Genomic DNA, 12,715 nt, shown 5'->3' on the forward strand with positions numbered 1-12,715 from the left:
CGATGCTGCGCTGTCAAGCGCGCCCGCGCGGGGCGGCTGTCACCGGCAGCCCTCTGTTTCCGCCTCGATCGCCGCGCGGTCGCGATCGATCCTAGCCGTTCGCCGCGCGGCGCGCGGGCATGATGATCTCCACGAGCGTGCCGTCTTCCGGCCGGGCGGAGAGCTGCAGCCGCCCGCCATTGGCCTCCACCAGCGCCCGCGGCAGCGCCAGCCCGTCCTCGACATCGCCCCGAGGATCGTCCGGCCGCGGAGCGTGGCCGGTCCCGATGTCGCGCACCCGAACGGCGATCCCCGCCCGCTCGTCGGAAGCGGTGGACACGATGATCTGGCTGCCGGCCGTCGACCGCCGGATGGCGTTCTCGATCACCAGGCTGGCCGCGCGGCTGACCGAGCGCTCGTCGGCCTCCAGGTCGCCGATATCGGTGGAGAAGCTCGTCCGCATGACGATGCGGCCCCGCGCGGCCTCGCCCTGGAGGCGGGCGACGCAGCTCGCGACGACGTCGTTGAGGTCGAGGGCGCGCGGTTCCAGGTGCAGCGACCCGGCCTCGACCGCGGCGAGGTCCAGGAGCTTCCCGACGCGCTCCAGCATTGCCTCCCCCGAGGCCTTGATCTCGGCGAGACAGCCCCTGTAGCGCGCGTCCCCGAGCGGGCCGAACGGCTCCTTCAGCATCGCTGCGGTGAGGTCGATGATGCCGGTCACGGGCTCGCGGACGGCGCCGCCGAGCCGGTGGAGGGCATCGATGCGGCCCGGCACGGGATCCGGGCTGCCGTCCGCCTTGGGCGCGAAGGTCTCGCGCTCGGCCCGCGCGATCTGGGCGACGCGCCGGCCCGGCACCGCCGCCACGGTGAGCGACACGGGCGCGCCGTCGAGGTGCACGATGCGCCGCTCGGGGCCGGTACCCCTCAGGGCATCGGCGACCGTCAGGACGCTCTCCCGGTCGAACAGGGCGACGAAACTGCTGCCGACGATCTCGCGCGGATCGCAGCCGAACAGGCCGGCTGCGGCGCGGTTCAGCGCGACGACGCGCCCGGCCCCGTCGACCGTGACGACGCCGGTCTCCAGCGCGTCCAGGGTCGCCTCGGCGCTGGCCGTCCGCTCGGTCTGGGCCGCGCGGGCGAGGCGCTCGGCCGTGAGCGCGTCGGCGACGTCGGCGTCCGCGACGGGGCGCACGACCAGGCACGTGGCGGTCGCGCCCGACCAGGGGAGGGCACCCGCCAGCAATTCCACGGGCCGGGCACCGCCGTCGGCCGTCGTGACGGTCGTCCGGCGCGCGGTCGGTTCGGGCGTCTCCCCGAGGGACAGGCCGGGCAGCAATCCCGAGAGACCGATGCGCGCGAGGGTGGGCAGGTCGGGATGGCCGGTGAGGTCCAGGAAGGCGCCGTTCGCCGCGACGATCGCGCCGCCGCGATGGACCAGCACCGGCAGCGGCAATCCGCCGAGAAGATCCGATTCCGCCGGCGCCGCCGCGGCCGGTTCGGCGACCGCGATGCCGGCCTCCGGTCCGACCTCCTCCGAGGCCGCGCCGGTCTCCACCGGCCCGGCCTGCGGAGCCGGGAACGGCATCACCGCCCCGCTCTCGGTCTTGGGGAGCTCGGTCTCGACCTCGTCGCCGGCGTAGCGGGCGCCCAGTGCGCGGGCGATCTCGCGGAACGCCGCGTGCTCGTCATTCGTCAGCGGCGCCGCGACCGGTCCCACCTCGGCGGCGGCGGGGATCGCGAGCTCGCCGGTCGCGGCCCCGACGGCGGCCGGATCGGCATCCGCGCAAGCTGCCCGGCGCGCTGGCCGGGCCGCCGATCGGCGATGTCGGCCTGCCCGGCGGCCTCAGCGGCCGGGAGACGGCGGAGGCGGCCCGCCCCGGCCCGCCGGACCGGAAGATCCCGGTCATCACCGGCTGCGCCGGGACCGCGGCCTTCGGCACTCGCGGCCTCGAACCGGGGCTCCGGGTGATCGCCGGGCCGGTCCCCGCGCGGACCCTGGCCGCGCGGGTGCGCGCGACGATCGCCGGTCGCGACTGACCGTCGATGCCGCCGCGCTTCCGGTTCCCCGCCCCGCTCCCGCGCTCTCTGCCCCTGTCGCTGACGACCCGCATCCTGCTGCTCGTGCTGCTCGCCCTCGCCCCGGCGCTGGCGATCCAGGGCTACAACGAGGTCGCCCTGCGGGCGAGCCGCGACGCGGCCGTGCGGGCCGACGCCCGCGCCACCGCGCGGGACGTCGCCGAGGATTTCGCGCAGATCTCCGAGCGGATGCAGCAGGCCCTCGACCTGATCTCCGGGGACGCCACCGTGCAGGCGCGGGAGCCGGCGGCCTGCACCGCCTACCTGCGGCGGGCGGCCGCGCGGCTGCCGCACGTGCTGCTGATCGCCCTCACCGATCCCGACGGGGCCGTGATCTGCGACAGCGCCGGCGCGCCCGCGGGCGCCTATTCGAGCCGCGGCCGGACCTATCACCGCCGCGCCCTGGAGCGGGGCGGCTACGCGGTGGGCGGATACGCGGTCGGCTTCCAGACGAAGCGCCCGTCGATCCACTTCGCCCGGGCCGTCCATGCCGGCGACGCGGCGGGGCCCCCCGCGGGCGTCCTGCTCGCCGCCGTCGACCTCGACTGGCTCTCCGACCACCTGGAGCAGGCGCTCCATCAGGCGGAGACGGCGATCACCGTGACGGACCGGGACGGCCTGATCATCGCCCGCCGCCCGGACGAGGCGGCCTGGATCGGCAGGCCGATCCCGCCCGACCGGGTCGCCATGCTGGAGGCTCAGGGCAGCGACGTCCGCGTCGCCGCCGGCCTGGACGGCCGGACGCGGATCATCGCGACCGCGATGCCGGACGGCCCGCTGGCGGGGGTGCGCGTCGTCGTCGGGCGCGACTACGCCACCGCCTTCGCGGATATCGACGCCGCCACCCGCCGCGGGCTGGTCCTGATCGCCCTGGGGGCGGCGCTGGCGCTCGCCGCCGCCCTCGTGGCCGGACGGGTGTTCATCCGGCGCCCGGTCGACCGACTCCTGCGCACCGCGGCGGCGTGGCAGGCGGGCGACCTCGCCGCCCGCACCGGCCTGCGCGGCGCCGCGGAGTTCGACCGGCTCGGCAGCAAGCTCGACGCCATGGCCGGAACCCTCCAGCGCAGCACCGCCGAGCTGCGCGCGGAGATCCAGCGCGGGCGCGCCCTCCAGGCGCAGCAGGGCACGATGCTGCACGAGCTGAACCACCGGGTGAAGAACACCCTGGCCACCGTCCAGGCCCTCGCCCGCCAGTCCCGCGGCTCCGCGGAGATCCTGGAGGCGCGCATCCTCGCCCTGTCCAAGACTCACGACCTCCTGACCCGCGAGGACTGGAGCGGGGCCGCCCTGCGCGAGGTGCTGGAGAGCGAGCTCGGCCCGTACCGGACCGGCGGCGACCAGATCCGCCTGGACGGGCCGGACGTGTCGCTGAGCCCCCGCGAGGTGCTGGCCCTCGGCATGACGGTGCACGAGTTGACCACCAACGCCGCCAAGTACGGCGCCCTCTCGGTCCGCGAGGGCCGCGTCCGCGTGGCGTGGTCGCTCGCCGCCGGCGCGGCCGGGGAGCGGCGCTTGCGGCTCAGCTGGGAGGAGCGCGGCGGCCCGCCNGCCGCCACGATCTGTCGGGTCAGGCCGGCGAGGGCGGGGCCGTCCAGCGCCGCGACGAGACGAGCCGCCGCGCCGGATGCCGACAGGATCCGCGCGTCCGACGGATCGACCACGAGGTGCACGGCGTCGCGCGCGGACATGGCGGCCGCCAGGGCGGGCAGCCGCTCCCAGGCCGCGAAGGCAGTCGCCAATCCGGGCGGGGCTGCGGCGGCCGTCGATGTCACTGTCGTCTCCAAAGCCCGCGACCTCGAACCCAAACGCGATCCTGACGCTCCGCGGTCCCGCTCTGCCCGAGAAACGGCCGCGACCGAAGCCCTATTGTAAACTCCATCGCGCCGCGACGCTGGACTCTCGGCGCGACCGTCACACGTTTACGGTATGTCAACCTTAACGCCGTGAGCGCGGGTGGCATATGGCGGCGAATCAGTTATTGTGCACCGCACAAAGCGCCATCCACAGGCCAATGAAGAGAGGAGACGACGTATGAGCACCCCCCCGAACTACGAAGTTCCGGCCGAGATGCGCGACTTCGCCGAGAAGAGCGTCGAGCAGGCCCGAAAGGCATTCGACAGCTTCATCGGCGCGGCTCGCCGCACCGCCGACACCGTGCAGGGTTCGGCCGAGCTGGCGCGCTCGAACGCGCTGGACGCCTCCTCGCGCGGCTTCGAGTATGCCGAGCAGAACGTGAACGCGGCCTTCGACCTCGCCCAGAAGCTCGTCCGCTCCAAGGACATGCAGGAGGCGATGCAGCATCAGGCCGAGTTCGTCCGCAGTCAGTTCGCCGCCATCCAGGCGCAGGCCAAGGAGTTCAGCGGCCTCGCGCAGAGCGCGATGCAGCAGGGCGCCGAGCGCGCCAAGTCGGCGATGCAGCAGGGCGCCGACGAGGCCCGCAAGGCCATGGAGCAGGGTCAGGACGCCGCGAAGCAGACCGCCCAGAACGCCCAGGACGCTGCCGAGCGCGCGACGCACTGAGCCTCACGCCGTCGAACGGGGCCGCGGCCCGCTCCCGATCCCGGGGGCGGGCCGTCTCGTTTTCGCCGGTATTCCCGCCGAGAGCCGCCGGGCGGACGCGTTGGGTCCGCGCCGAGTGAAGGGTTCAGGGATGCGCCTCACTGTTTCCGGCCGATCCGGCCTGCGTGGACCTCTCCGCCTGGCGGTCGCCGCTCTGGCGCTCGCCGCCGCCGTTCCGAGCAGCGTGGCCTGGGCCCAGTACTACGATGATCCGGGCTACGACGGCGGTTACCGGCCGGTCCCGCGCCGGGCGCAGCGCGCTCCGGTCGGCTACAATTGCGACGCCGTCCAGCAGGGGATCACGGGCCCGAAGCCGTTCTCCTGCCCGCTGCCGGGGCCGCGCCCCCTCGGCGTGCGCTGCTTCTGCGACATGCCGATCGCCTCGTTCAGCCCGCCGCAGACGGCCGTCGGCCGCGTCGTCCCCTGAGGAGCCCGTCCCTGACGGCGACGGGCCGCGCCTCCCGGGTGGGATGACGCGGCCCGCGCGGCACAAAGGGTTCGGACGCGGGTAATCCCGCGCCGCGCCCTCAGTTCAGCACGACGACCTTCGCGCCGACCTTCACCCGCTCGTACAGGTCGGTGACGTCGTCGTTGGTCATCCGGATGCAGCCCGACGACACCGCTTGGCCGATCGTGTCCGGCTCGTTGGAGCCGTGGATGCGGTACTCGGTGCTGCCGATATACATGGCCCGGGCGCCGAGCGGGTTCTCGATGCCGCCCGCCATGTAGCGCGGCAGGTCAGGGCGGCGGGCGATCATGGCCTTGGGGGGCGTCCACGACGGCCACTCGCGCTTCGCGGTGATCTTGTTGGTGCCGCTCCAGCTGAAGCCCGGGCGGCCGACGCCGACGCCGTAGCGGATCGCCTCACCGTTGCCGAGCACGTAGTACAGGCGCCGCTCGGCGGTGGAGACGACGATCGTGCCGGGCGCGTAGGGCCCGTTGAACGCCACGATCTCGCGGGGGATCGGCTGGACCTGCGCCTGCGGCGCGGCCTGCACGCCCTGGCCGTAGCCCGGCGCGTAAGTGCCCTGGTAACCGTACTGTCCCTGATCGGAGTAGTACTCGTCGGCATTGTCCGTGCCGAAGGGATCGTACGACGAGGCTGCGAGGACGGGCGTCGCGGCAAGAACAGACACGCCCAGGAGCGCGGCGAGTGCGGTGACCGTGGTCTTCATGAGTGGCCTACCTGTGCAATAACCTTTGCCATTACAAGCGTGAGCATAGGCAGGCAGTTCCATACACCCGCCGGGAATTTGCTGCCCGGCGGAATACGCAGGCCCGCTCGGCCGTGCGGTGCGCGAGATCACGGGGGCGTGCGCGACTCAGGGGACCTCGTCCGTGTGGACGTCGAACCGCGCGAGGTGGGCGTAGCCGAAATTGGTCGAGATGGCGCAGTCGGTGGCGTCGCGCCCGCGGGCCATGACGATGCGGCCGATGCGGGGCCGGTTGTGCCGGGCGTCGAACGTGTACCAGCGCGGCCCCTCGGGCCCCTCGAGGAAGACCTCGAACCACGCCGAGAAGTCCATCGGGGCCGGATCCTTCGGCACGCCGATATCGCCGAGGTAGCCGGTGGCGTAGCGCGCCGGGATGTTCATGCACCGGCACAGGGTGATCGCCAGGTGCGCGAAGTCCCGGCACACGCCCTCGCGCTGCATGAAGGCGTCGTGCGCGCTCCGGGTCGCGTCGGCGCGCTGATAGTCGAAGCGGATCCGCTCGTGCGTGTAGTCGACGATCGCCTGCACGCGGGCCCAGCCCTCCGGCGTGCCGCCGAACAGGGACCAGGCGGTCTGGGACAGCTTGTCGGTGTCGCAGTAGCGCGAGCCCAGGAGGAAGATCAGGACGTCGTCGGGCAGGTCCTGAACCGGGACCTGCCGGGCCTCCGGCACGACCGGATCGGGCTCACCCGTATCGTGGACCGTGAAGTCGGCCGCGATCGTCAGCTGCCCCGGCGGCGCGATGATCCGGTGGCAGATGTTGTCGAACCCGTCCCGGTACGTTCGCGCCTCCAGCGGCGGATCGAACACGATCGCGTGCGGGGTCAGCACGTCGTCGATCCGCGAAGGGTGGACGCTCAGCATCAGGATCATCGGCGTCGGCTGCGACAGCGTGAAGGCGATATCGAAACCGGTCCTGATCTTCATCGCGGCCACCTTGCTCTGTCGCCTTCCGCGCGGGGTCGCCACGCTCGTTCCGGGTCCGGGTGCTCGAGGAAGCTCAACGCGCCAGGGACGTCTCCGGCCCCTGCACGGTTCGGGCCGCCGGCCCCTCCGCGGGCAGCTCCACCACGTCCACGTCGACGCGCATGCCGAGATCGTCGCTCGCGAGGCCGAAGAAGGAGCCGTGCAGCGGCACCGCCTGGGCGGGGTCGCGGGTCACCGCCACGCGGATCAGGTCGCGGTTGCCCACGATGCCGTTGGTCGGGTCGAACTCGACCCAGCCGGCGCCCGGCAGGTAGACCTGCAGCCACGCGTGGGTGGAGCCGCCGCCGACGTGGCGCGCCCGGTCGTTGCGCGGGTTGTACAGGTATCCGGAGACGAAGCGGGCGGCCATGCCGAGCGCCCGGACACCCTCCATCATCAGCACCGCGAAGTCCCGGCACGAGCCGAGCTTCGTGCGCAGGGTTGTCAGCGGGTCCTGCACGCCCTTCTCGGAGCGGGCGAGGTAAGTGAAGTTCGCCCGGACGCTGCGCGTCATGGCGGCCAGCAGCTCCTGCGTCGGGATGCGGCCCTGGGGTGGCAGGAAGCTGCGCGCCCAGGCATCGACCTCGTGCCGCGGGTCCGGCCATTGCCGCTCGATGGAGCGGGCGAGATCGGGCATGTCCTCGGCGCCGTAGCCGAACGGGTAGTGGGTCGCGTGGGGCGCCAGCGGGAAGACCGGCGCGTGCTCCGGGGTGTGATCGAGGGTGATGCCGCAGTCGAAGGTCAGGGTCTCGGCGCGGGTGTCGAAGGTCGCGACCGCCACGCAGTTGCCGAACACGTCGAACAGCCAGCGCAGCGTGGCCGGCTCGGGCGCGATGTCGAGGGTCGCCGCGATCAGCCGCTGATCGTAGCTGTCGCGCGGCCGGAACATGATCCGGTGCTCGCCGAAGGCGACCGGACGCCGGTAGCGGTAGACTGTGCGGTGGCGGACGGAGAGGATCGGCAAGGTCGCAGGCTCCGGGCTCGCGCCGACGCGATCACCGGCGATGCAAGGGCCGGGCCCGGCTGCGCGGAGCCCTTCAGACCACCGGCGGGGCCGGGTCGGCGGCGGCGCGCTCGGCCTCGACGAGCACGTCGAGGGCACGCCACGGCTTGGCGATGAACACGGCCTCGGCCGGGAGTTCAGGACGGGGGATGCCCTGGCCGGAGGTGATGACCAGCCGCGCCCGGGGCCACAGGGTCGCGACCGCGCGGGCCAGCTGCAGACCGTCCATCTCGCCGGCCAGCCGGACGTCGGCGAAGACGAGGGCGACGTCGCCGCCGCGCGCCTGCAGGACCGACAGGGCGGCCTCGGCGCTGTCGCAGCCGACCACGTCGAGCTCGGTCTCCTCCAGCAGGGTCTCGGCCAGGGCGCGGATCTCGGGATCGTCCTCGACGACCAGCGCGAGGCGCGGCGGATCGGCCACGACCGGCACGACGCCCGGCCCGCCGCGGGCATCCTCCGGACCCTCGGTCTGCCGGACGCGTCGGACCAGGGCCGCGAGATGCTCGGGCACGCCTTCGGTGACGAGATTATCGTAGAACGACGCCAGTGTCTGACCGATCTGGTCGAGGGGAATACCCGGTGACAGCGTATCGGTGAGCGGCAGGGGTGCGCTCGTCTGGTGCTTTTTCAAGGACTCCCCCCGAAGTCGACTTCCGCGCCGCCCGAGGATGCGGTGCATGAAGGAGGAAAGTCGGCAATCCGCCGCTGGTTGCGCCGGGCGGTCGGAATCCCGCCCGGCGTCACAGAGCCGTTACTGCGTGGCGAGGCCGGCGTCGGCGTCGGCATACGCCATGATTCCAGAGACTTGGCGGACGTTCTGATAGCGCGTCCCGCGGGTGCTCATCATCGCCTCGAACTTCTCGTGAACCTGCGCGACCGACAGGCTCAGCGGCTTGCGGTGGCGGCCGCGGCCGACGAAGCGCCCGGCGGCGAAGAAGATCGAGCGGTTGGCCCGGGCCGGGCCAGGGAGCAGCGCGGCGGCGGCGGCGGCCGGCTTGTTCACGACGTTGGCGAGGAATTCCTCGGCATCGTCCGGCCCGAGGAAGTGGGCGAGGTAGACCTCGCCGAGCGTCAGCTCGCGGCCGATGCGCAGGGCGATGCGGGCCGCGTCGCGCTTCAGCATCTCCCCGGCCATCAGGGCCGAGAGGTACGGGTCGCGGCGCAGTTCCAGCACCCGGGCGCGCTCCGCCGGATCGGTGATCACCGGCCGGTCGTTGGCGTCGGCCGTGATCAGCGCGGCCTCCTTCTCCAGCCCGTACTTGGCGCCGAAGTCGCGCACGACGCCGAGCCAGGTCCGCTCGATGAACTGGTAGAGGCCTGTCGCCGAGGAGGTTTTGGCCTGGACCGCCGTGACGAAGCTGGATTCCTTGTCGGCCACCGCCATCAGCAGGACCGGATCGGTCTGGACCGCCTGGGCCGCCCGGACGATCGTCTGCACGAGGTGGCGCCGGATCTTCATCGGGCCGAACTCGAGGATGTCGTTGGGGTCGCCGACGGCACTCTCGGAGAGCAGGAAGTCGTAGGACACGCGGTCGACCGTGTTCGAGCCGAGCTCGGTGTCGAGGTCGTGCACCGGGGCGAAGCTGGCGGCGGCGCGCAGCGGCGTCTGCTCCAGCGGGGTGCTGAGGGCGACGGTGTGGATCCGCGGTCGCGGCATCGGGATCTCGGTGGCGGCCTCCGCCACCGACACGGCGGGCGACAGGCCGACCTTGGCGAGGTCCACGCCCGACCCGATCAGCGCGGCGCTGAGGCCGCCGGCGATCATCGAGACGGTGAGCAGCGAGCGGAACAGCGCGGGGCGGCTGCCATGGGCACGGCCCAGCATGGGCTGCGCGGCGATCACGTCGGCTCGGCCCGAGCCGAAATGGCCCTGCTTGCCGGTGATGGTCCTCGGCGATCCGACCGTGCGGCCCTGCATCGTTATCCCGACTCTCCACACGCCGCTGTGGCGCTACGGACTCACCATCGCTTGACAGATGTGGCGACAACACGGCCGCGGTTGTGGCCGAGTTGCGGCGTCCCGTGGAGATTTCGGGGCAGGCCGCCCGTGACTCGCGCGGCATCCCTCCTTAAGAGGGCGCCATGCGGGCGCCGGGCGGATGACGCGCGGCCGCCCTTTCCCGTCCGTACTGCCAGAGTCAGCCCCGATGAGCGGCGTCAACGAGATCCGGTCGACCTTCCTCGACTACTTCGCCAAGGCGGGCCACGAGGTCGTGCCGTCCTCGAGCCTCGTGCCGAAGAACGACCCGACGCTGATGTTCACGAACGCCGGGATGGTGCAGTTCAAGAACGTCTTCACCGGCATGGAGAAGCGCGCCTACGACCGGGCGACGACGGCGCAGAAATGCGTGCGCGCCGGCGGCAAGCACAACGACCTCGACAATGTCGGGTACACGGCGCGCCACCACACGTTCTTCGAGATGCTCGGCAACTTCTCGTTCGGCGACTACTTCAAGGACCGGGCGATCGAGCTGGCCTGGACGCTGATCACCAAGGAATTCGGCCTCAAGCCCGACAAGCTCCTCGTCACCGTCTACGCCGACGACGACGAGGCCGCCGGCCTGTGGAAGAAGATCGCCGGCTTCTCCGACGACAAGATCATCCGGATCGGGACCTCCGACAATTTCTGGCAGATGGGCGACACCGGCCCCTGCGGCCCGTGCTCGGAGATCTTCATCGACCAGGGCCCGGCGCTCCAGGGCGGCCCGCCCGGCTCCCCGGACGAGGACGGCGACCGGTTCCTCGAGTTCTGGAACCTCGTGTTCATGCAGTACGAGCAGCTGGAGCCGGGTGTCCGGAACCCGCTGCCGCGGCCGTCGATCGACACCGGCATGGGCCTGGAGCGCATGGCGGCGATCCTCCAGGGCGTGCACTCGAACTACGACACCGACCTGTTCCGCGCCCTGATCGACGCCGTGGCCCACGCGGTCTCGCGGGCGCCGGAGCCGGCCACGATGGCGTCCTACCGGGTGATCGCCGACCACCTGCGGGCGGCCTCCTTCCTGGTGGCCGACGGCGTGCTGCCGGGCAACGAGGGCCGCGGCTACGTGCTGCGCCGGATCATGCGCCGCGCCATGCGCCACGCCGAGATTCTCGGCGCCCGCGAGCCCACCATGTTCCGCCTCGTGCCGACGCTGGTCCGCGAGATGGGCCAGGCTTACCCGGAGCTGATGCGGGCCGAGAGCCTGATCGCCGAGACCCTGAAGCTGGAGGAGACTCGCTTCCGGCGCACGCTGGAGCGGGGTTTGTCGATCCTCGACGCCGAGAGCCGCGACCTCCGGGAGGGCGACAAGCTCTCCGGCGAGACCGCCTTCACTCTCTACGACACCTACGGCTTCCCCCTCGACCTGACGCAGGATGCCCTCAAGGCCCGCGGCATCGGTGTGGACACCGACGCCTTCGCGGCCGCGATGCAGCGCCAGAAGCAGGCGGCCCGCGAGGCCTGGAAGGGCTCGGGCGAGGCGGCGACCGAGACGGTGTGGTTCGGCCTGCGCGAGCGCGTCGGCGCCACAGAGTTCCTGGGCTACGAGACCGAGACCGCCGAGGGCATCGTCACCGCGCTCCTGCGCGACGGCGCCGAGGTGAAGGCCGTCGCGGCGGGCCAGACCGGCCTCGTCCTCGTCAACCAGACGCCGTTCTACGGCGAATCGGGCGGCCAGGTCGGCGATACCGGCCTGATCCTGGCGCCGGGCGTGCGGGCGCGGGTGACCGACACCCAGAAGAAGCTCGGCGACGTGTTCGTCCACCACGTCACCGTGGAGGAGGGGACGGTGAGCCTCGACCAGCCGGTCGAGCTCAGGGTCGACACAGCCCGCCGCAGGGCGATCCGGGCCAACCACTCGGCCACCCACCTGCTCCACGAGGCCCTGCGGCAGGTGCTGGGCGACCACGTCGCCCAGAAGGGCTCGATGGTCAGCCCCGAGCGTCTGCGCTTCGACATCAGCCACCCGAAGCCGATCGAGGCCGACGAGCTCGGCCGCGTCGAGGACATCGCCAACGCGGTGCTGCTGCAGAACGCGCCCGTCGTCACGAAGCTGATGGCGGTGGACGACGCGATCGCGTCGGGCGCCCGGGCGCTGTTCGGCGAGAAGTACGGCGACGAGGTGCGGGTGGTCTCGATGGGGCTGCCGGTCGACGGCGACGCCGCGCAAATGCGCGCCAGGAACTTCTCCGTGGAACTCTGCGGTGGCACCCACGCCGCGCGCACCGGCGATATCGGGGCGATCACCATCGTGGCGGAGAGCGCGGTGGGCGCGGGCGTGCGCCGGATCGAGGCGCTGACGGCCGACGCGGCGCGCCGCCACCGGGCCGAGGAAGCCCGGACGCTGGCGGCGCTCGCCGGTATCCTCAAGGCGCCGGTCGCGGAGGCGCCCGACCGCCTGACCGCGCTGATGGAGGATCGGCGGCGCCTGGAGCGCGAGCTGGCCGAGACCCGCCGCAAGCTCGCCATGGGCGGCGAGGGCGGCCCGGGCTCTGGGGCGCAGCAGACCGAGATCGGCGGGGTGGCCTTCCGCCGCTCCGTCATCGAGGGGCTCGACATGCGCGACCTCAAGCCGATCGTCGACGAGGAGAAGAAGCGCCTGGGCTCCGGCATCGTGGCGGTGGTCGGCGTCGGACCGGACGGCAAGGCGGGCTTGGTGGTCGGCGTCACCGATGACCTGACCGAGCGCTACGACGCGGTCGGGCTGGTCCGGGCCGGGGCCGGTGCTCTCGGCGGGAAAGGCGGCGGCGGCCGCCGCGACATGGCGCAGGCCGGCGGCCCGAACGGGGCCGGGGCCGAGGCCGCCCTCGACGCCGTCGCGCAGGCCCTCACCGAGGCCGCCTGAGACGCACAGGCACATGAAGAGGCCGCATCGTCGCCGATGCGGCCCGGGGGGCGACCGATCCGGGCCGGATCGCCGCGCCGGTGATGAAACCG

The 12,715-nt window shown here is 72.6% G+C and carries 10 protein-coding genes; 4 read left to right on the forward strand and 6 right to left on the reverse strand.

Annotation, left to right across the window (positions count from 1 at the left end; translation table 11 throughout):
- Positions 1 to 91 precede the first annotated feature (91 nt).
- The gene (locus tag MMR14E_RS04845; protein ID WP_331313067.1) at positions 92 to 1,696 is read right to left on the reverse strand and encodes a PAS domain-containing protein; all 1,605 of its coding nucleotides are present in this window, start codon (positions 1,694 to 1,696) and stop codon (positions 92 to 94) included.
- 326 nt (positions 1,697 to 2,022) lie between these two features.
- On the opposite strand from MMR14E_RS04845, the gene MMR14E_RS04850 reads away from it, so the two are divergent.
- From MMR14E_RS04850 to MMR14E_RS04860, 3 genes are all read left to right on the forward strand, one after another.
- Complete coding sequence (locus MMR14E_RS04850) at positions 2,023 to 3,927, forward strand: sensor histidine kinase (RefSeq protein WP_331313068.1); 1,905 nt, start codon at positions 2,023 to 2,025, stop codon at positions 3,925 to 3,927.
- A 159-nt stretch (positions 3,928 to 4,086) separates the two neighbouring features.
- Entirely contained in the window at positions 4,087 to 4,575 is a 489-nt protein-coding gene (locus tag MMR14E_RS04855; RefSeq protein WP_331313069.1) for a phasin, read from the forward strand.
- A gap of 130 nt (positions 4,576 to 4,705) precedes the next feature.
- Positions 4,706 to 5,041: a hypothetical protein gene (locus MMR14E_RS04860; protein WP_331313070.1), complete on the forward strand. Its 336-nt coding sequence runs from the start codon at positions 4,706 to 4,708 to the stop codon at positions 5,039 to 5,041.
- Positions 5,042 to 5,141: 100 nt separating this feature from the next.
- On the opposite strand, the gene MMR14E_RS04865 is transcribed toward MMR14E_RS04860, so the two are convergent.
- The 5 genes from MMR14E_RS04865 to MMR14E_RS04885 all read right to left on the reverse strand — a co-directional run bounded on the left by MMR14E_RS04865 (position 5,142) and on the right by MMR14E_RS04885 (position 9,715).
- The gene (locus MMR14E_RS04865) at positions 5,142 to 5,789 is read right to left on the reverse strand and encodes a L,D-transpeptidase (RefSeq protein WP_331313071.1); all 648 of its coding nucleotides are present in this window, start codon (positions 5,787 to 5,789) and stop codon (positions 5,142 to 5,144) included.
- Positions 5,790 to 5,936: 147 nt separating this feature from the next.
- Positions 5,937 to 6,755 carry a transglutaminase family protein gene (locus MMR14E_RS04870; protein WP_331313072.1) on the reverse strand — a complete coding sequence of 273 codons (819 nt, stop codon included), beginning with the start codon at positions 6,753 to 6,755 and terminating at the stop codon, positions 5,937 to 5,939.
- Between the two features lie 73 nt (positions 6,756 to 6,828).
- Entirely contained in the window at positions 6,829 to 7,758 is a 930-nt protein-coding gene (locus MMR14E_RS04875; protein ID WP_331313073.1) for a transglutaminase family protein, read from the reverse strand.
- 73 nt (positions 7,759 to 7,831) lie between these two features.
- The gene (locus MMR14E_RS04880) at positions 7,832 to 8,428 is read right to left on the reverse strand and encodes a response regulator (protein WP_331313074.1); all 597 of its coding nucleotides are present in this window, start codon (positions 8,426 to 8,428) and stop codon (positions 7,832 to 7,834) included.
- Between the two features lie 120 nt (positions 8,429 to 8,548).
- On the reverse strand, positions 8,549 to 9,715 hold the full coding sequence (locus tag MMR14E_RS04885) for a transglycosylase SLT domain-containing protein (protein WP_331313075.1): 1,167 nt from the start codon (positions 9,713 to 9,715) through the stop codon (positions 8,549 to 8,551).
- Positions 9,716 to 9,944: 229 nt separating this feature from the next.
- Here MMR14E_RS04885 and alaS point away from each other — a divergent pair, with 229 nt between their 5' ends.
- Entirely contained in the window at positions 9,945 to 12,623 is a 2,679-nt protein-coding gene (alaS, locus tag MMR14E_RS04890; protein WP_331313076.1) for an alanine--tRNA ligase, read from the forward strand.
- Positions 12,624 to 12,715 lie beyond the last annotated feature (92 nt).

It is taken from the genome of Methylobacterium mesophilicum (assembly GCF_036441335.1).
Taxonomy (GTDB): domain Bacteria; phylum Pseudomonadota; class Alphaproteobacteria; order Rhizobiales; family Beijerinckiaceae; genus Methylobacterium; species Methylobacterium mesophilicum_B.

What these genes read in the sequence shown, in the direction of transcription:
- MMR14E_RS04855 (WP_331313069.1), top strand. Translation starts at nt 4,087, where the DNA reads ATGAGCACCCCCCCGAACTACGAAGTTCCGGCCGAGATGCGCGACTTC.
- MMR14E_RS04885 (WP_331313075.1), bottom strand. Translation starts at nt 9,715, where the DNA reads ATGCAGGGCCGCACGGTCGGATCGCCGAGGACCATCACCGGCAAGCAG.
- MMR14E_RS04870 (WP_331313072.1), bottom strand. Translation starts at nt 6,755, where the DNA reads ATGAAGATCAGGACCGGTTTCGATATCGCCTTCACGCTGTCGCAGCCG.
- alaS (WP_331313076.1), top strand. Translation starts at nt 9,945, where the DNA reads ATGAGCGGCGTCAACGAGATCCGGTCGACCTTCCTCGACTACTTCGCC.
- MMR14E_RS04860 (WP_331313070.1), top strand. Translation starts at nt 4,706, where the DNA reads ATGCGCCTCACTGTTTCCGGCCGATCCGGCCTGCGTGGACCTCTCCGC.
- MMR14E_RS04865 (WP_331313071.1), bottom strand. Translation starts at nt 5,789, where the DNA reads ATGAAGACCACGGTCACCGCACTCGCCGCGCTCCTGGGCGTGTCTGTT.